The following is a 19,307-nucleotide window of genomic DNA, read 5'->3' on the forward strand; positions in this document are numbered from 1 at the left end:
CCAATAAGGTCACCAAAGCCGAAACGAAACACCTGGTTACTCTCGAGCCCATCAAAGTCACTCTAAGACGATTTTTCGGTCATCAAGAACAGGGTCCGGGTTTATCTCTATCTAGCAAGGTCTGGGACCTGAAAGGTCTAGGTGCTCGCAGAGGTCCTTCGTGATCATAGGCTAAAGAACTACCCGCGTGTCGAGCTGGACATCCTCAAATCTGGAGGACGATAAAGTCCTTAAACGCAATATGTAACCGTACTCTATTCTGTAGGATAGGTGTACACTTCTGAATTCCCTGGACACCATGAGGGTTCTCCTCAGCCTCACCATGTTGGGCTACTCGTCCTGGGTCGATTTAAAGACCAGAGAACTCTCCGACATGGTCTGGCTGGTGTTTGGGGGCCTCGGATTGATAATCGCCGTATACGAAGTCTATGCGGGTAGCCTATCCCTGGTCTGGTTCGTGGCTGTAGTTCTGCTCTCAGCCGCGCTCTCCCTCACCTTTAGTTTCATCGGTCTTTTTTGGGGAGCAGATGCGTTAGCTTTTATCACGCTCGCTATTCTCCACCCCTTTTACCCTAAGGGTTTGGAACCTCTCTTTGGCATAATTTCGCCCTTTTTCCCCTTAACTCTCTTCTCCAACTCGGTCTTAGCTGGGGCATCCTATTCTCTCATCCTTCTGGTCCGAAACCTAGCTTTGCCTCTTCAGGATAGGAGTCTATTTAGCGGACTTGAGCACGAGCCTATTTGGAGGAAACTTGTAGTTCTCGTCACCGGACTTAGGGTAGGGATTCGGTCTGTGAGGGGGCCCCCTTTCCAGTATCCCCTAGAGATGCTTATGACTGGGGAAAAACCTGGTAGGATGTTGATCCTTATGCCTGATATTCGAGATGACAGCTCAGCTGTGAAAGTCTTTAAAACGATTGAAGCCTCGGGCGTGCAGGATGTCTGGGTTTCCAACACCTTGCCTTTCATCGTCTATATTGCTATAGGATATATACTTGCGCTGGAGATGGGTGATGTCATCATCTCACTCGTGAAACCCTTTTTCCTCGGTTTGTTTTAACCTTTCATGTGATCAACTAAACGGCCAAGAGAGGGTTTACTTGAACGGGAGCCTTGTTATTGAGATCATGATCATCCGCTTGCGTCACGAGCTTCAGACTTTATCACTATGCATATAGCCGGTTATATCGGTCCTAGACGAATAAGATCATCAAGCGCCACAGGAATTTCCTCAGGGAGAATGAGGAAGCACGCGCCCAACAACTCCCTTAGATCCTCCTAAATAGACAAAGGGGAAAGGGTCAAGCACCATTTTTTTCCAACACTGAAACCCGATATCATATAGAACCGCTTACAACATTCAATACTTCCATAGGAAACTTATAATAACCGTCCAACGACACGACTAACTAGGTTTATGAAGTGACCCTATGAGCGGAATAATGATCGTTAGGGATATCATGTCCCGAAACGTAAAGACCGTGAGACCAGACGATACGGTTCGCGATGCAGTCCGGAAGATGAACAAGTTCCGAATCGGCTCCGTTGTAGTAGTTAATAGCGGAAGACCTACCGGAATTATTACTGAGCGCAACATCCACCAATCCATCGTTGAGCCCCGCCATGATCCCTCCTCCATTAGGGCTAAGGTCATCATGACCCAACCTCTCATCACAATTGATCCCAACACTGCTGTTGAGGAGGCTGCCCCGATCATGGCTAACAACACTATCAAGACCCTTCCCGTCATCGAGAAGAACAAGATCCTAGGCATCCTTACCAGCAGCGATATTGTCAAAAACAATCCTACCCCGCTGAGCATTCTTGACGAACTTCTACCAGTCGGATAACCTCTATTTTCTCTTTCAACCATCAAAAGATTATCCTCCGAACCAATAAACCTTAACCCTAGTGTTGAGAACTTCAACAACACCCTTAGATCCCAACCTACCGAGAGATCGGTTAAATACACTCTCGACCAAATCCTCCTGGATCTGCCATGGAGCTATTGGACGTCGTTATAATAGGGGCAGGTGCAGTGGGCCTAGCCATCGCCGCAGAGATAGCCCAGGAAGATAGAGAGTTGTATATTCTTGAGAGAGAGAGTTCATATGGTCAGGGAACCAGCAGCCGTAACAGCGAGGTCATCCATGCAGGCATCTATTATCCCCGATGCAGTCTAAAGGCACAGCTATGCGTCAAGGCCAACCCAATGATCTACGAGATCTGCGAGAAATACAATGTCCCCCACAGCCAGGTTGGCAAGATCATTATTGCCAACGGTGAGGAAGAGACCAAGCAACTTGAGGGGATCCTCGCTAAGGCAAAAGATTGCGGTGCCAGGGACTTGGAGCTCATCGACGCCGCCCGGATCCACAAACTAGAGCCCCAAGTCAAAGCCGACGCCGCAATTCTGAGTCCCACCACAGGCATCATAGATGCCCATGGCCTCATGGACCACTACCACCGGGAAGCACGCCTGAAGAGCGGAGGAGATCCACTCGTTCTAAACACCGAGGTTACAGGTCTCAAGCGGAAAGGGGACGGATATTTCATAGAGATGACCTCCGGTAGTGAGACCTTCGTTGTGCAGGCGCGGATGGTTATAAACTCCGCTGGGCTCTATGCTGACAAAATCGCCGGGATGACGGGAATAGACCTAGACGAAGCAGGTTACAGGCTCCACTGGTGCAAAGGAGACTACTTTAGCCTCACCGGCAAGCCCCCGGTCAGGATGCTGGTCTACCCTCCCCCGCCCCGAGATGCAGCAAGTCTCGGGATCCACACAGTCCCTGATCTCATGGGCCGCCTCAAGTTCGGCCCTAGCGCCTACTACGTAGACGAAATTATCTACAACGTCAAAGGGAGCAGGGACGAGTTCTGGGAGGACATTGTCACGTACCTTCCTAATATCAGGAAGGAGGACCTCAACCCCGACATGTCTGGCATCAGGGCCAAGCTCCAAGCATCCGGCGAACCTGCACGCGATTTCATCATCAGGCACGAGGAGGACAGGGGTTATTCTGGTCTCATCAACCTCATTGGTATAGAGTCTCCTGGTCTTACCTGTAGTCCCGCGATTGCTGAGATGGTCGGAGGAATGGTTGAGCAATACCTCTAACCCACCAAAAAAACGTTATTTGTCTCCACGGTCCTACCGCGGTAGGGATACTCCGAATAAATCTCAGCCAATATTATTCCTTAACATAAACGGCTAGATTAATCATAACGGTCAACTATGTTATTAAAGTGCCCGTAAAATCCCAAGTTTTATAACACTACGATCCGGGTACGCGGTAAAGAACATCCTAATCCCTGAGTAGACCCTAAACTGTTTTGCCAGTCCAAAAGAGAAATTAACGCATACACAAGATGCACAACTAACCTAATAATAATCAATAATATGGAAAAGGCATACGAAGCCCTTATTATGCCCCGATGAAGAATGAATTCCGTCGGGTGCAGAAAATGAACGCATCCAAAGTCCTTTTAGAGATGCTAAAAAGCTACAACGTGAGCCATGTATTCGGTCTCCCAGGGGAGACCACCCTCAACCTCTACGAGCAGTGGCATGATTATCCAGATGTCATCCATGTGATGGCTAGGGACGAGAGGAGCGCAGTGTTCATGGCCGACGGGTACGCCAAGGCCAGCTACAAACCCGGGGTCTGTGAGGGGCCTAGCGTGGGTGCCACCCATATGCTCCCGGGAGTTGCCGAGGCGTATAAGGCTAGTGTTCCCATGGTTGTCTTTACCTCCGATATTCCTTTACATCTCAAGAAACATAACATGCTTACGGAAATCGATCAAACAGCCCTCTTTAGTGGAGTAACAAAGGAGACAATCACTGTTTCTGATCCCTCTGAGATACCCCATGTGATCCGGAGGGCGTTCAGGCTTGCTACAGGGGGGAAGCCGGGGCCAGTTCACATCCGTCTCCCTATGGATATTCTGGGAGGGGAGATCGATAATCCTCAGATTTTAGCTCAGGAGGATTTCGCGAGTTATCCAGGCCACAGATCAACTGCGCAGGAAGATCGCATTCACTCAGCTGTGAAACTTCTAGCTTTATCATCACGACCCGTGATTGTCTGCGGACAGGGAGTCCTTTGGTCTCAGGCTTGGGATGAAGTCCAGATCCTAGCTGAGCTTTTCGACGCTCCAGTGGGCACCACGATCAGCGCCAAGGGGAGCATCTCCGAGAACCATCACCTCTCTATCGGTGTTGTCGGAGCCCGAGGAGGAACATCTCTATCCAACGGAGTCGTGGCAGGAGCCGACCTTATCATGTTTATCGGCTGCAACACCGATTCTGCCTCCACGGTCAAGTGGACTCTACCTCCCCTTTATTCAGCTGCTAAGGTTATCCATCTAGACATCAGCGAGGCCGAGGCGGGAAATAATTACCCCACGGACATCTTTTTGATAGGAGACGCTAAAGCCACGTTGAGAAAGATGATTAACATAGCTCCGAGCAAGAGCGACCCCGATAATACAACAAGACTGGAGGCCCTCAAAAAAGCGAAGGAGAGCTACGATAATCAGATATCTGAGCTATCGGCCACGGATGAGACTCCTATCCACCCCCTGAGGTTCGTGAAAGAGTTGACGGGAGCGATCCCTAACGAATATGTGATGGTTGTGGACGTCGGTGTGAGCGCCATTTATACATCCACCTTCTTCAAGGTCAGAAGAGCAGGGCGGAGCGTGCTCTATAACTATGCAATGGGCTCTTTGGGATACGCTCTCCCGGCATCCATCGGAGCCCAATTCGCGAGACCCAACAGCTGTATAGTTACGCTGATGGGAGATGGCAGCTTTGGGTTTACTGCAGGGGAGCTAGAGACCCTCTCTAGATTAGGGGGAAACAATAACGTGATCTTATTCAATAATTCGAGCTTCGGTTGGATAAAGGCGGCTGCTACGTTCTCTCACGGCCCTGAGTATGCGGGTTTCGCAACGGGGTTCTCCGACGTAGATTATCCAAAGATCGCTGAAGGATTCGGCTTACGAGCTTATAGCGTAGATGGCCCTGGAGAGTTGGGTCCCACTCTGAGGGAGGCATTCGCGCTGGATGAGCCAACTTTCATCGAGCTCAGGGTGATGCCTGAGGATGAGCTAGTGCCCCCGGTGCCATCATGGATTAGGAGGGCAGGGGGGCTAGGGCTCCGGTACGTGGGCTGAGCCTGTCCTAGGCGTTAACAGAAGCTTCCATGTAGTTTGTCCCTGAGCGCGCGGCTTGCATTCATGGACATCGATGTCTATTATCATCTTCTCTCATGGGTACCTATAACTAGGACATTAGACTCGTGAAGGGTTGCTATATCAACTGAAAAGCTCTGTGACCCCCGTATTTGTAGAAAGGTTAGATCGCTCCTCTCTCCCTGAGACAGGCAACCTCTTTTTGGGAGTAACCTGCGATCTCCTCAAGAATCTCATCAGTGTGGGCACCTAACCCCGGCGAGGGTAACCCTCCCTCACAACACATATCCGAAAACTTGAGCGCCGGCCCGATCTGTTTTATCCGCCCTGCTTTTGGATGATCAACCTCCACCAGCATACCTCTGTGGAGCACCTGCTCATCAGAGAAGACTTCATCTATAGAGTATACCGGGGCGCTGGGGAAGCCGATGTCCCTGAAAGTTTCAAGCCATTCGTCCCTGGGTTTCTTGCTTAACTCTTCCTGGAGTAGGGGTATCAGAGTCTCTCGGTTCTTCACCCGATCCTCGTTCCGCATGTAGAGCGGATCCCCGCTAAGACTCTCGAGCCCCAGCAAGCTGCAGAGTAAACCAAAGAGGGGGTCGTTCCCCGCTGCCACTAGGATATCTTTCCCGTCCGCAGCCCTGAATGCCTGATAAGGCACGATGCTGGGGTGAGCGGAACCCATCTTGGGCGCAGCCTTCCCAGTTGCGAAGTAGTAACCGGCCATATATGTCATCCACGAGACCGAGCCGTCGATCATGGCGACATCCAGATACTGGCCCTTCCCAGTCTTCTCCCTAGCTCTAAGAGCTGAGAGGATAGCGATCACGGCCCACATCCCTGCTCCGATATCTGTGATTGCAACCCCAATCTTTACTGGCGCCGCCCCGGGCTCTCCCGTGACCCCCATGAGCCCTCCCATCCCCTGGATGATAAGGTCGTATCCCGGCCTCTGGGCGTAGGGTCCCGTCTGACCAAAACTAGAGATACTGCAGTAGACGAGGCTGGGATTCACCTTTTTGAGGGTCGCGTAGTCCACCCCGAGTCGGGTTGTGACCCCTGGACGATAATTCTCAAGGAAGACATCGCATTTCTCAGCAATCTTGTAGAGGGCCTCCTGGGCCTCCGTGTTCTTGAGGTTGAGGGTGACGCTCTTTTTTCCCCTGTTGATGGACATAAAATAACTGCTCTCACCGTTCACGAAAGGAGGATAGGTCCGGGTGTCGTCTCCCCGATCTGGGATCTCCACCTTAATTACCTCGGCCCCCAGTTCTGAGAGTGTCATAGAACAGAAGGGGCCTGCAAGAACTCTGCTAAGGTCAAGGACCCGGATCCCCTTGAGGGGCGGCTCACCGACATTATCCGACATGAGGGAGTAATTGTGACAATGACGTTTTTAGCATTTTCAGGCCTTTAGGGATACCTTTTCGAGGCAGAATTCCTCTGCACTCCCCCGGATGACCCTCGACTCCATCCTGAGGCGCCTGTCAAACCTACTGAGGATGGCTTGAATTGCAGGAAGGGTAAGGTTGCCGCAGAGTCCCTCGAGGAAGTAGCCGCAGTTAATCCCTACGTCGAGGAAGGCCTCATAGAAGGGGCACCTGCCAACCCGATAAGTTACCGAGGAGTCATCCCTCTCGTGGACGACGACCTCGGCCCCAGCTTCTTCCATAAAAGTTCGGTATATGGCATCCCCTATATCCAGCGGATGGGAATCCATAGACTGTTCCCTAAAGAGCTCTTCCTGTATCACGTCTGCCTGATTCTCCACGGCAGCCTGGAGCATCTCAAGGCCCCTGTCGGTTCCAAGCTCCGCGATGACCTCTTCAAGGAACAGGATTAGCAGTGTATAGGATCTACGGACTCCTTTGAACATTCGGTTACCCTAAGGGTTCAGCCGTATAAGGGGTATGCGACTATATCTATGATATAATTAGTGAGAACTTTCATATAAATTCATTAATGGCGTCTTTGGCAGAGGTTGCCTGAGATGAACTGCCAATCGTGTGCTTGGGTTTCCCTTTTTCGCAGGGACTTATGCTTTGTGAAGGGTTTCTTTCTAGAGATATAACCCTAGCTCATTGTTTGATGATTTTACCCTTTTCGATCACTGTTTAGCTAAAAATGTAAAATAGGGATTTATTTTGTGCTTGTATACTTTACGTGTTCTAACTCTTTCCGAGTGACGGGTTTGTTAATCCCTCTTGATATTCGTGAGTTTTTGAGTAGGTTTGACCACATCTTTCATTATAGAGCTGTTGGTGGTTAATCTCTATTCTCTAAATCCCCAAAAGGGGCTGGATTTTTATGAGAGTTGCTCTCCTAAGATATATTAATCCGTCCTCCGTCTAACTCGCAGGCATTCAACATGAATTTGAGGCAGCCGATCGTTTGCATGCTGGGACATGTCGACACCGGGAAGACCAGCCTCCTGGACAAGATCAGGGGCTCTGCAGTCCAACTCAGGGAAGCGGGGGGGCTCACTCAGCAGATTGGTGCCAGCTTTTTCCCCACTGAGACCCTTATCGCGATCACCCGCCAGCAGATAAAGGACTTCGACGCCCAGGTGAAGATCCCCGGCCTCCTCGTTGTGGACACCCCTGGTCACGAAGCCTTCGCTAACCTTCGGCGGCGCGGGGGCTCTGTGGCCAATGTTGCAATTCTTGTTGTTGACGTGATGCACGGCTTCGAGAACCAAACTTATGAGAGCCTCGAGATCCTCAAGGCGCGGAAGACCCCGTTCATTATCGCCGCGAATAAGATCGACCGCATCGACGGCTGGAGGACCGAGGAGAACGCTCCTCTTCTCGTCTCTTACGACAAGCAGGTGCCCTTAGTCAAGGAGGACTTGGACAATCGTCTCTACATGATCATGGGCACCTTAAGCAGGCAAGGGATGGCCTCTGAGCGCTTTGACAGGGTCCGAGACTTCACCCGGAACATTGCAATCGTCCCAGTAAGCGCAAAAACGGGAGAGGGGCTCGGAGAGCTCCTTGCAGTTCTCATCGGTCTTACCCAGCAATATATGGCTGACAAGCTTGTGGTCTCTGAGGGACCCGCCTTAGGCACCGTACTGGAGGTGAAAGAGGAGTTAGGCTTCGGTACTACCCTCAACGCTATCATCTATGACGGTATCCTCAAGGCTGAGGACACCATCGTCATCGGCGGAAAGGAGGGGCCTATTATTAGCAGCATTCGGGCGATTCTCCTACCCCAGCCACTGGATGAGATAAGGGACCCTAGGAAAAAATTTAACACAGTCAATGAGGCCCCAGCAGCTGCGGGCGTCAAAATTGCCGCCCCCAATTTGGAGCAAGCTGTCCCCGGAGCCCCAATCGTGGCAGTGGGTGGCGAGAAGACCCTTGAGGATGCTATAAACGATGTATCATCGGAGCTCAAGAGACTGAAGGTGTCCACAGATAACCTCGGGATCATTTTAAAGACCGACACCTTGGGCAGCTTAGAGGCGCTGACAGAGAGCCTAAGGGCAAAGAATATTCCCATCAGGATCGCTGATATAGGTAACATCAGTCGCAGGGAGGTGAAAGAGGCCCTCTCGGTGAAGTATGAGGAACCCCTCTATGGAGTAGTTCTCGCGTTCAACGTCAAGCCCCTCCCCGATGCTGAGCAGGAGGCTCATTATCAGAAGGTCCCCATATTCACAGGAGACATAATCTACAACCTCATGGATGAGTACGTCTCTTGGATGGAAGCAGAAAAAGAGGCCAGGATCAGGAAGGAGTATGACACCCTGGTACAGCCCGGAAAGATCGAGGTTATGGACGGATTCATCTTCCGCAGGGCGAAACCCGCGATCTTTGGGGTTAAGGTGTTGAGAGGAAGCATCACGTCGAACACGCGAATGGTCAACTTAGAAGGGGATAGGCTGGGGCTTCTTACTCAGATCCAAGATTCCGGAGATCCTGTCTCCACAGCTGAGGAGGGAAAGGAGGTCGCCGTATCGATGCCCCGACCCATCGTCGGTAGACATATAAAAGAGCGCGATGTTCTCCTAGTGGAAGTTCCCGAAAAAGACGCGAAGCTGCTTAAGGACAAGTATGAGGAGCGGCTCACCGCAGGTGCCCTGGAGGCGCTCAGGGAGCTTATCGAGGTTAAACGCAAGAAGGACATGATCTGGGCCTTCTAGGTGAGAAAAATGCCTGTACTGATAATCGCTAACCCCGAGGCTGGGACAAACGAAAAGGTTGAACTAGAAGACGCGAGGATGCCCCCACTTGTGGGATTGAGGATAGGAGAGACAATTGATGGCACCATTGCGGATCTCACAGATTACATGCTTCAGCTCACAGGGGGCACCGACAAGGACGGGATACCAATGCGCCCGGACGTTCACGGAGGCGTCAAGGTCAGAGTCGTCCTGAGCGGCGGGGTTGGTTTTAAACCCAAGAATAAAGGGGAGAGGAAGAGGGTGGTTGTCCGGGGGAACACAGTGACCGCAGAGACGACTTTCCTAAACTTCAAAATGGTCAAAAAGCCCCAGGTCCAGAAAAAGTAGGCAAATTCCGGGCTAGAGGAGCCGACGGAAGAGGCTTTACATCCTAGGAAATTAAACGTCTTTTACATCTGGCTAAATTCCCCCGAGCACGACCGAGCGTTTGGTAGCTCGGTCAAGGTCATTCATGGGTGCCTTACGCTCGATTTCCCGGATAGGGATATTGAAGTAAATTGTACTCTCTCGATTTTACTCATAGATCAGATACTCCTAGGGAGAGGGGCGTCTGGACCAAACGTGTGCACTATAGACCGTCTATATCTTGCAATGAAACCTTCTATCCCTTTTTTGAAATGCTATTTCTGGCTCTTTTTCTTTAAACGCTTCAACGTCTTCAATAGGACAATAATGCTTTGCCTTCCATGTCCGCGGGAACCGGGATACCCATAACTTCCAGGAGAGTCGGGGCTACATCTATAATATTCATATCTACAACTTTGCCTTTATGATTCTCTCGGGGGTCATAATAGATAAAAAGCCCCATCTTGTCATGAACAGCGTCGTCAGGTCCCGTGTCGTTCTCAGGGAGATATAGATTAGGATGCCCCATGGTTCCAGCTGATCTCCAGTTAAGGTTGTCGAAGTAGACCATCAGATCTGGGGGGTCTCCACCGGTCTCGTTATAAATATCCTCAGGTTTTAGCACCCTCGTGTCCCATTTCTCGCCGTTGGGCCCTCTGATTTTCATGATCTTCTGGGCAATCTCATCACGCATAGCCTCATAGTCCTTGAAATCTATGACTCCCTGATCTTCCCTTTCCTTTAGGTTTAGGAATACCCGGGCATAATAGCCGCCCCACCCCCATGCGACCGTTTTCTGCCAGTCCACATCGGCATCGTTCAGCCTTACGACCTTCTCAACCGGCCGCTTCAGTTTCAGCAAGCCTTGTTCCTCAAGCCATTTGTTGATGCAAAATGCGCCCTTCATCGCCTTCCCACCATGATCAGAGGCGACAAAGATTACCGTATCATCTTCCACGATCTCCAAGAGCTCACCCAGTTTTCTATCCAGGAGCTCGTAATAGTCTCCCACGACATTTTCGAACCCGCTCCCGGGTTCGTAGAGTTTATGTTCCTCGTCGAAGTACTTCCAGAAGGCATGGTGGATCCGGTCTAGGCCGATTTCCACAAACATGAAAAAGTTCCAGTCCTTCGTTGTAGCAAGGTGCTTAATCGCCTCGAAGTGATTCTCAGTCATCTGATTGATCTCTCTAATGAGGCCTCTTTTGTCCTCGATACGGAACTCTACGTCTACAGCGTAGTCTCTGACTACACCTTTGATCTCCTCGCCGAGTTCAGGCGGATAGGTGAAATCCCTGCTCGTATCTGGGGTGATGAAGCCTCCGACCAACCAACCGTTAATTGGATATGGTGGGTAACTGGGAGGAATGCCAACCAAACAGGACTTTCCGCCAGCTTCGGAGACATAATCCCAGATCCTCTTGACTTGCACCCTCCGAGAGGACGCTATCCAAATGTCATTATATGAGTTGTTCAGCCTGTGCCGGAATCCATAAAGCCCTAGAGAACCCGGCGACCTACTGGAGGCCATCACAGTCCAGGCGGGTATAGTGATCGGCGGGTCGCTGCTCTCAAGTTTACCATAGATCCCCCTCTCCATGAGCCTGCGAAAGTTGGGGAGTCTATCGATGAACCTCTCGAAAAGAAGCAAAGGAGCCGCGCAGTCAAGCCCGACAATGATTGCCTTCCGCATATTCATCATCTCACGAACGGCTCAGGATGCTTTAATATGGCATCCACTACCTCGGGGCGCATCATCTCATTAGATGGTCTCTTCCCGCTCTTCAAGAGAGCCCGCATCTTGGTTCCGCTGAAGTTTACATGGTGTTCATCACCATGTGGACAGACTTTATCGTTCTCTACTCCCCCACATTTATTACAGTAAAAGAAGCTCCGGAAGAACATGGGGGCGATCCCCAGATCAGGGTACTCCTGGAACTTATCCTGGGCCTCATACGGGCCGTAATAGTTCCCGACTCCAGCATGGTCCCGTCCCACCACGAAGACGGTGCAACCGTAATTCTTCCTTACGATAGCGTGGAATATCGCCTCCCTAGGCCCCGCATACCTCATCTCCATCTCTAAGGTGACCATGACTGCTGAGTTCCTCAGATAATAGTTCTTTATGAGAGCCTCGTAAGAGTCGATGATCACTTCATCCTTAAAGTCTCCTGCTTTCTTTTTGCCAATCAAAGGGTTGATGAAAAGCCCATCCACGAAGGCAAGAGATGTTTTCTGAATATACTCATGGCCTATATGAGGGGCATTCCGTGTCTGGAAGCCAGCGACGTTCTTCCATCCCATCTCGTTGAAGAGGAAACGGGTCTCCTTGGGCTTTAACCGGTACCTCGGGAACTTTCCCGGGGAGTCCTCAAAAAGCTCGATATTCCCTCCTAGAAGCACTTCACCCATTTCCATTGTACGCGCAACCCCTGGATGGGCAGCCTCAACCGTGTTGAAAATTTCCTTCGCGTGAACTCGCTTATTGAGCGTGTATTTATCCTCCACGTGCAGAATAGAAAACGGCTCCCCGGATTGGGAAAGCATCACGTCATCTCCTTCACTTATCTCCGCTGCTACTTTCTCTGATATGTCTAGAACGATTGGGAAGGTCCATGGGACGCCATTTTCTAGTCGCCCGTTGGCAACTACAGACGCGTAGTCATTCGCCATCAGGGGGCCCTCTAACGGGCTGAAAAGTCCATATGATATGCTCTCATAATCTTTTCTAATCTCTGGCGAGACAGATACCTCGAAAAGTTCGGTAGCCTCTTCCCGGTGCCTCGCTTGGTCTTTCTCTGGAACGAGTCTGTTTATGAGCCTGCCGCCATGGGGAGGGAGCATATGATGATCCTCACTCAATGTATCCTAGTCGGCGGAGGCGTTCCCTGATGAGATCCTCCTCCTCTTTGGTGTATACTGGTTCAGCCGGGAACTCTTTCTCGAGCATGCTCACGATATACTCCTCAACTGAGGCAAAGCTCGTACCCGAGATTTTTTCCTTGACCTTCTTGTAGAGCTCATAAGGAATACTAATAAGGAAATCCGTTTCGTTGACCATTTATCACACCTGAGTCAGAACCGTTCATGGACGCCACTATAAAACTGTTTATACCCAATGAGAAGCATTTTGCTTTGTGGATTGTCCATAAATTTAATTTCACATTTATATTAATAGTGCATATACACTCACCAACTGGAGAAAAAAGACGAACGCCCTACCAGAATCGGAGAACACATCCTTAAACTAAACTTCGTAGAGCACGCGTCAGAAATTTTTAAGGATATCATTAAAAAAACATATCCCTCTCAGCTTCCCCCCCATTAAAGATCGAGAAGGACACGTGAGACACAGTCTAACACCTGAAGGAACTAGAAAAGATCTTCACTACAAGCATCCTATAAATTCAGTAACTTTCCGGTACCAAACAAACCCTGGAATAAACTAGAAAACACCTCAAAACCCCTAATTACCCCTCAAACAAAACAAAAACCCATTTCCCCCTAAAGGACAGGGTATTGACGCACTCAATTATGACCTATCGATTGGTCATCTTTCTCAAAGGGAACATTTAGCTGAACCCATGCCCATCACTCCAAACAAGGATACAATAGATGGTCCACACCACAGAAGCCCAGATGAAAGCACTTTTCGATACCATCTACCCGAACAGAGGCAGAGACCTCCTCATCTGCAGCGCCCCGGGAAGGGTTAATCTCATTGGGGAGCACACGGACTACAACGAAGGCTATGTTCTCCCTGTACCCTTAGACCTTAGAGTCTACGCAGCAGGGAGACCGAATTGGAGTAACTTTATCAACATTTACGCTGCAGACTATCACCAGAAGACATCCTACTCCTTGGACGATATCCAGTACGACCAACTGCACCCCTGGACAAACTACCTCAAAGGGACCACTCAGGCACTACTGGACCAAGGCCAACACCTCTCCGGATGCGATATACTCCTCAAAGGAGACCTCCCACAAGAAGCGGGGCTTAGCTCATCCGCCGCCGTCGAGATATCCACCGCTAGACTCCTCAAAGACCTCAACGGGCTCCATATTACCCCCCTTGAGATCGCATATATAGGCAAGAAGGCCGAAAACGAATTTGTCGGAGTCCAATGCGGCGTCATGGATCAATTCGTTGCCTCCTTGGGACGAGAGAACCATGCCCTCTTCTTAGACTGTAGGACTAACTACTATGAGAACATCCCTCTTTCCCTAGACCACTCCCTCGTGATTGTGAACACCATGATCAAACGAAAACTCGCTACCTCGGTTTACAATGAGAGGAGGAAGCAATGCCGGGAAGGCGTGAGACTGGTCAGACAGAGTATCCCGGAAATCAAGGCCCTCAGGGACTTATCTATCAACCAACTCCACGAGTTAGACGGACTCCCCGAACCAATCTGGAGCCGATGTTATCATGTCGTTACCGAGAACCAGAGAGTCCTCCAATCCACCAGAGCCCTCCAAAGGGGGGACTTGAAGCATCTCGGAACCCTTATGAACGCATCCCACGAAAGCCTGAGAGACCACTACCAGGTAAGCAGCCCTGAACTCGACACTCTCGTCGAGGCCGCCCGAAATACCCCCGGTATAAAAGGAGCCCGCATGACAGGCGCTGGATTCGGAGGATGTACGGTCAACCTCGTCGATAAAAAGGAAATCTCCTGTTTTATAAAAATCATCGTTAAACACTACCAAAATGCCACAGGCATCCAAGCAGACACCTACATCGTTTAACCCCTTCAATAATCCACCCTAAAAAGTAAAAACAGGCCCAGCTAGTAGCGTTATCCCCATGAACAAATCAGAGACCACTTACCTAATTCATAGGGCGAGATGCCCGGTCGCCGTTCCGATCCTAGATATATCAGATTAGCTTATGTGAATAATACTGTTGAAGATAAAGATCCTTCTCCAAGCGTTATTTCATTGTATTCTCATTCTGCCTATAATGTCCGCAAATAATTGTGTAAATATTTTATATTCCATTTTATCATTAATATGTCTCAAATATTTGTAATGATCTTAATTTTTCTTATTAATTTCATAATTGTTAAATAATCCAGCGGATAAATTATCCTTTGCCAGTCGTCACGGAGGATTTATATGACTATCGTCATTTGTCTCGTTGGGACGCATTTCCGTCGTCCCTTTAATGGTATACGATTTTGGAGTAAACGGCAGGGGATAACGCGACTATATCTACTTTTCAGCAATACTCAATCTGAGGATCAGACTGCCATTTTTTCTTACATGTCTCGGAGCAACGCTGAGAGCCTAAAAGAGAGGCTCGAAATCATGGATCCCATAATGGTGGGGTACGACCCCATGGATCATAGAGACGCGTTCCGAACTCTTTACGGTATTTTTTCTCAGGCTAGATCCGATGGAGAAGAGGTACTTATAGACATCACCTCTACAACCAACCTCACACAGGGTGTCGCTTTAACTATTACTTTGATGTTCCGAAATGCCCGTGTATATACCGTTCCGTCTAAACAGCCAGCTTGGTATATTAACGGTCGTATTGGAGACGACCGATTCGAGAATTGGTTTAAAACCGCCCGGAATCAGCCCAGCATGGATCCAATGGAGATCAGTCTACCCGGTTACCGGCTTGAGCCAAATACAAAACATGAGGAGAAAGAGTGGGAGGTTGAGAAGAAAATCCTGAAGCTACTTTACAGCCATGGTGGTGAGGCAAGATCAATCAGTAACATCATCAGGTGGTCGGGATATAAAGCCGCGAGTTCGACTCTGCGGAACAGGTATAGTCGGATTATAAACCGGTTGGAAATGAGGGGCTTGGTGGATGCTGATAAGGGATCCAAGATGAAAGTCATTAGTCTAACGGAGTTTGGGGATATCTTTGCCGAGGCTCTTTCGGACGTTGTCAATGAATGATTCTTCGCTTTTTCCCTAATAGATTTAGGTATGAACGTTTAGGTATCCTTCATTTTTCTTTTTTTTATGACGAACATCATGGACATACAATATTTTGTATAATATCTGATTATCAGCCTCTTTGAGTCTTTTTCAATGCTCTTGATCTCTTTTTGTTTTCATTGCGTGATGTGTTTTATGGGGTGCCTCTTTACTCCGCAGCATGATTTATACTAGCGTGTTCCTCTTTGGATGTGGATTCGTAATGGGTGTCGTTCCTACTTGGAAGTTGGAGAGATCGGTTGTCGTTAGGGCTGAGGAGGCTACTGATCCCTCTCTAGGAACTAATCCAATGGGGCGGCCCTTGGAGGAGTATGTCAAGTATGGGATTATCGTGATAGATAAGCAGTCTGGACCTACAAGCCACGAGATCGTGGCTTGGGTGAAGCGGCTGCTGGAGTTGGATAGGGCGGGGCATGGTGGGACCTTGGATCCTAAAGTGACGGGTGTTCTGCCGATTGGTCTCCAAGAGTCGACGAAGGTGGTTCAGGCGCTTCTGGAGTCTGGGAAGGAGTATGTGTGCATGATGCGGACTCATACTGATGTCAATGAGTCAAGGGTCATGGGTGCTCTCGGGCAGTTCGTGGGCGAGGTTTTTCAGAGACCTCCTGTGAGGTCATCGGTGAGGCGTAGGCTCCGGACCCGGATGGTTTATGGGATTGATTATCATGAGGGGAGCGGAAGGAACTGGCTTTTCCGGGTTGCTTGCCAAAGCGGGACATATATTCGAAAATTATGTTATGATGTTGGGGAGATCCTGGGGTGTGGTGCTCACATGCAGGAGTTGCGACGTACTAGGAGCGGACCTTTCACTGAGGAGGATCTTATGTCGATGTATGATCTATCAGAGGCTCTAGACCTCTTGAGGGAGGGGGATGATGGGGCCATGTTGAGGCAGGTGATCCGTCCCCTTGAGGATGCATTAGGATTGTTACCTAAGATCTGGGTGAGGGACTCTGCTGTGGAGGCTCTTTGTAATGGCGCCGCTTTGGCTATGCCCGGGGTGCTCCGTTTAAGCTCAGGAATTGAGCCGGGTTCAATGGTGGCCGTGATGACGCAAAAAGACGAAGCTGTAGCTCTCATGGTAGCCGAAGTGACGACGGAGAATATTACTGGCTCAGAAAAGGGGATCACTGCTAGGCCTCTCAGGGTGATCATGCGGAGGGGCGTTTATCCCCGCATGTGGTAATTAGGTTTAACTCGCTACGTTGGTTCATATTCCAGCCTGGAAGAGTTTCTTTTTTCCTTACACGTCCTGAATCTCTCTTTTCCGGTGGTGTGTTTATAGGTTTGGGTGCGTATTTGTTTGTGTGCCCTGGGGGTGGTGGTAATAGGAGAACACTATTTCTCTGAGAATCCGGTCTCACCTGAGAGACGGGGGCTGGTGAGAGGGAGGCTCCGGGGGATGGACTTGGAGTTTGTGACCTCATCTGGGACATTCTCCGTCCGCAAGATAGATCGCGGCACCCGTTTGCTTGTAGAGTCAATGATTTTGCCTGATGAGGGGCGGGTCCTAGATATGGGCTGCGGATATGGAGTTGTGGGAGTGGTAGCGAAAAGATTGGCTCCCGCTCTGGAGGTTTGGATGGCCGATATTAATGAGCGAGCGACCTCCTTGGCACGGCTTAATCTTGAGAGGAATGGGGTGGAGGGCATGGTGGTACAGGGTGATCTCTACGTACCGTTGGAGGGCATGCGTTTTAGTGCGGTGCTCTCAAATCCCCCGTTCTCCGCAGGGTTGAGGCAGGTGGTGAGACCCTTGGTGAAGGGGGCTGCAAATCACCTAAAGTTGGGGGGGAATCTGCAGGTGGTCGTTCAATCTCAGAAGGGCGGCCGGACTTTGGCATCAATGATGGAGGAAACCTTCGGAGGAGTTGAGGTGTTGGCCAGAGGCGGGGGTTATAGGGTGCTGATGTCAGTGAGGGACTAGGGTTTACCGGGTTTAATGCCTCTCTTGGAATAGTCAGCACTTCTGCGGTATAGGATAGCTGTGTTGCCGATTTCGTGGATTATATTGCTCCTTGTCTCCGCTGCGATCTTGGCTGTTATAATCTTCCTCTGGGCTTTGTGTTCCAGATATTTAATCTTGATGAGCTCGTGGTCTTTAAGGACCTTATCGATATTGGAAATTGTGGCCTCAGTGATGTCGTTTCTTCCAATTTGGACTCTGGGTTTGAGGCTGTGGGCTTGTTTCTTAAGGCTGCGTATCTGTCTGGGGGTGAGGGGGTACATGCCGAGTTCCGTATTCCCCGTTTCTTAAATTGGTTTCCATTTAGGGTTGTGAATGAGGCCGGGGAGAGGGAGTCCATTGTGACCTTTACTATATTAAACAAGGATTTTCCAGAAATCTGCGGTCTTGAGCATGACATGTCTAAAGGTATCCTTCTAGAGTATCTAAGTTGTGCTAGGATCTTGTATTTAGTTTGGATCGTTTGACGGTTGTTGGCATTTATCTTGTGCTGGGGGTTGGATTGTTTGTCTGTTATGATTTGCAGCATACGATAGTGTTTTTTTTTACTGTCCAAACATTTCAACTAGGATCGAATGGGGTGAGCGTTGTTTTCAGTTCTTTCCGTTGGCTGTCATGGTTTTCTTTTGGATTATAGACCCCTCGGTATATAGATCTGTGAATCACTGGTTGGGCCCATTAGCCCTGTTTTGTTTCAGAATTGGTTGGAGGCTTTTTCAAAGGGGGACGAGGTAATATTTTCTTTTGGTTGACACATATCTCCTAGCGCTTAGGGATAAAGACTTTTGTTGTATTACCGGGCGCATGTGGCACATTTACCCGCGCATGAGGAGCCAGCAACCATACGGTTAGTGTCGGAAAGGTTCCTCCAGCAGTTTTGACATACCATGATCCACCCGAGCTCTTTGTGGCTAGCGCCTAGGGTGCTGATGCCTTCGCCGCCACTCCCGCAAAGTGTACATATGCCCATACCTTTTAGGTAATGTGTTGGATGATTAATAAATCCTCTCTGGACAATCTGCTCGTGTTCCTGAATTCGGGGGTTCTGTGGGAGAGGATAAATCGGGTGTATTTATATCGAGACGTGGGTTGTATGGTTTCTGGAGCCCGGTCGTCTAGTGGACAAGGATAGAGGGCTTTGGACCCTCCGACGCGAGTTCGAATCTCGCCCGGGCTACCACTATTTTTTTTATCGCGCGTGATACGTTCCGTCAAGAAACTCCTTTATGGGGATGTGCGCGTAGTAAATATTAAATAAACTTGATTTAAACGTTGAAATAAGGGATTATAATGGAAGTTGATAAAACTAAAATTCAAGCAGTATGGGATAAAGGCAAACCTGTTGATGGGTATGATCCTCATAGATGGCGGAAAGATAAATGCGGAGCTTGGTTGTTTAAAATCCGTTATGGAGACAGAGATTCTGAATGGGGTTGGGTAATTCATAGTATTGACTCTAATAATGGTGATAAATTGTCAAACTTAATACCCCTCCATACGAAAAACAGTGTTGTCACAGGTGATGGTCCTCTCCAATGTCCAGTTAAAGCGTCTGAACCCGTCTATTCAGATCACCGGGTTTTGGTCAGTGGCGGTCGTAACACAGGAGTTTAAATCCTTCGGTAGCCAGGAAAAGGAGCGGAG

17 protein-coding genes and 1 tRNA gene are annotated in these 19,307 nt (G+C 49.5%); 12 read left to right on the forward strand and 6 right to left on the reverse strand.

Annotated features, from left to right (window positions below):
• Positions 1-298 precede the first annotated feature (298 nt).
• From QGG23_00755 to QGG23_00770, 4 genes are all read left to right on the forward strand, one after another.
• Positions 299-1,060: an A24 family peptidase C-terminal domain-containing protein gene (locus tag QGG23_00755; protein ID MDP6047966.1), complete on the forward strand. Its 762-nt coding sequence runs from the start codon at positions 299-301 to the stop codon at positions 1,058-1,060.
• A 370-nt stretch (positions 1,061-1,430) separates the two neighbouring features.
• Positions 1,431-1,850 carry a CBS domain-containing protein gene (locus QGG23_00760; GenBank protein MDP6047967.1) on the forward strand — a complete coding sequence of 140 codons (420 nt, stop codon included), beginning with the start codon at positions 1,431-1,433 and terminating at the stop codon, positions 1,848-1,850.
• 149 nt (positions 1,851-1,999) lie between these two features.
• On the forward strand, positions 2,000-3,121 hold the full coding sequence (locus QGG23_00765) for an NAD(P)/FAD-dependent oxidoreductase (protein ID MDP6047968.1): 1,122 nt from the start codon (positions 2,000-2,002) through the stop codon (positions 3,119-3,121).
• A gap of 347 nt (positions 3,122-3,468) precedes the next feature.
• Complete coding sequence (locus QGG23_00770) at positions 3,469-5,184, forward strand: thiamine pyrophosphate-binding protein (GenBank protein ID MDP6047969.1); 1,716 nt, start codon at positions 3,469-3,471, stop codon at positions 5,182-5,184.
• 181 nt (positions 5,185-5,365) lie between these two features.
• On the opposite strand, the gene QGG23_00775 is transcribed toward QGG23_00770, so the two are convergent.
• A complete protein-coding gene (locus QGG23_00775; protein MDP6047970.1) occupies positions 5,366-6,571 on the reverse strand; it encodes a CaiB/BaiF CoA-transferase family protein in 1,206 nt (401 codons plus the stop codon).
• A gap of 36 nt (positions 6,572-6,607) precedes the next feature.
• The gene (locus QGG23_00780) at positions 6,608-7,078 is read right to left on the reverse strand and encodes a hypothetical protein (GenBank protein MDP6047971.1); all 471 of its coding nucleotides are present in this window, start codon (positions 7,076-7,078) and stop codon (positions 6,608-6,610) included.
• 492 nt (positions 7,079-7,570) lie between these two features.
• Between QGG23_00780 and infB the strand changes: the two genes are divergently transcribed.
• Both infB and QGG23_00790 read left to right on the forward strand, forming a co-directional pair.
• Positions 7,571-9,349, forward strand: a complete 1,779-nt coding sequence (infB, locus tag QGG23_00785; GenBank protein MDP6047972.1) for a translation initiation factor IF-2 — start codon at positions 7,571-7,573, stop codon at positions 9,347-9,349.
• Between the two features lie 9 nt (positions 9,350-9,358).
• Positions 9,359-9,718 (forward strand): S6e family ribosomal protein, encoded by a 360-nt coding sequence (locus tag QGG23_00790; protein ID MDP6047973.1) that lies wholly within the window; start codon positions 9,359-9,361, stop codon positions 9,716-9,718.
• Positions 9,719-10,049: 331 nt separating this feature from the next.
• Here QGG23_00790 and QGG23_00795 read toward each other — a convergent pair whose 3' ends face one another.
• The 3 genes from QGG23_00795 to QGG23_00805 are packed head-to-tail and all read right to left on the reverse strand — an operon-like array spanning position 10,050 to position 12,797.
• Positions 10,050-11,438: an alkaline phosphatase family protein gene (locus QGG23_00795; GenBank protein MDP6047974.1), complete on the reverse strand. Its 1,389-nt coding sequence runs from the start codon at positions 11,436-11,438 to the stop codon at positions 10,050-10,052.
• A complete protein-coding gene (gene sat, locus QGG23_00800; GenBank protein ID MDP6047975.1) occupies positions 11,435-12,580 on the reverse strand; it encodes a sulfate adenylyltransferase in 1,146 nt (381 codons plus the stop codon). The genes QGG23_00795 and sat overlap by 4 nt, the downstream gene beginning before the upstream one ends.
• 10 nt (positions 12,581-12,590) lie before the next feature.
• Positions 12,591-12,797 carry a CopG family transcriptional regulator gene (locus QGG23_00805; GenBank protein ID MDP6047976.1) on the reverse strand — a complete coding sequence of 69 codons (207 nt, stop codon included), beginning with the start codon at positions 12,795-12,797 and terminating at the stop codon, positions 12,591-12,593.
• A gap of 554 nt (positions 12,798-13,351) precedes the next feature.
• Here QGG23_00805 and QGG23_00810 point away from each other — a divergent pair.
• The 4 genes from QGG23_00810 (at position 13,352) to QGG23_00825 (ending at position 17,624) form a co-directional block, all read left to right on the forward strand.
• Positions 13,352-14,488, forward strand: a complete 1,137-nt coding sequence (locus tag QGG23_00810; GenBank protein MDP6047977.1) for a galactokinase — start codon at positions 13,352-13,354, stop codon at positions 14,486-14,488.
• Between the two features lie 516 nt (positions 14,489-15,004).
• The gene (locus QGG23_00815) at positions 15,005-15,655 is read left to right on the forward strand and encodes a hypothetical protein (GenBank protein ID MDP6047978.1); all 651 of its coding nucleotides are present in this window, start codon (positions 15,005-15,007) and stop codon (positions 15,653-15,655) included.
• A gap of 244 nt (positions 15,656-15,899) precedes the next feature.
• Positions 15,900-16,883, forward strand: coding sequence for an RNA-guided pseudouridylation complex pseudouridine synthase subunit Cbf5 (locus QGG23_00820; protein MDP6047979.1), 984 nt, complete (start codon positions 15,900-15,902; stop codon positions 16,881-16,883).
• Between the two features lie 132 nt (positions 16,884-17,015).
• Positions 17,016-17,624: a methyltransferase gene (locus QGG23_00825; GenBank protein MDP6047980.1), complete on the forward strand. Its 609-nt coding sequence runs from the start codon at positions 17,016-17,018 to the stop codon at positions 17,622-17,624.
• Here QGG23_00825 and QGG23_00830 read toward each other — a convergent pair.
• Entirely contained in the window at positions 17,621-17,926 is a 306-nt protein-coding gene (locus QGG23_00830; GenBank protein MDP6047981.1) for a YhbY family RNA-binding protein, read from the reverse strand. The genes QGG23_00825 and QGG23_00830 overlap by 4 nt on opposite strands.
• Before the next feature lie 841 nt (positions 17,927-18,767).
• Between QGG23_00830 and QGG23_00835 the strand changes: the two genes are divergently transcribed.
• A tRNA-Gln gene (locus QGG23_00835) sits at positions 18,768-18,843 on the forward strand.
• 110 nt (positions 18,844-18,953) lie between these two features.
• Entirely contained in the window at positions 18,954-19,277 is a 324-nt protein-coding gene (locus tag QGG23_00840; protein ID MDP6047982.1) for an HNH endonuclease, read from the forward strand.
• The last annotated feature ends 30 nt before the right edge of the window (positions 19,278-19,307 follow it).

Source organism: Candidatus Bathyarchaeota archaeon, from assembly GCA_030739585.1.
Taxonomy (GTDB): Archaea; Thermoproteota; Bathyarchaeia; order TCS64; family TCS64.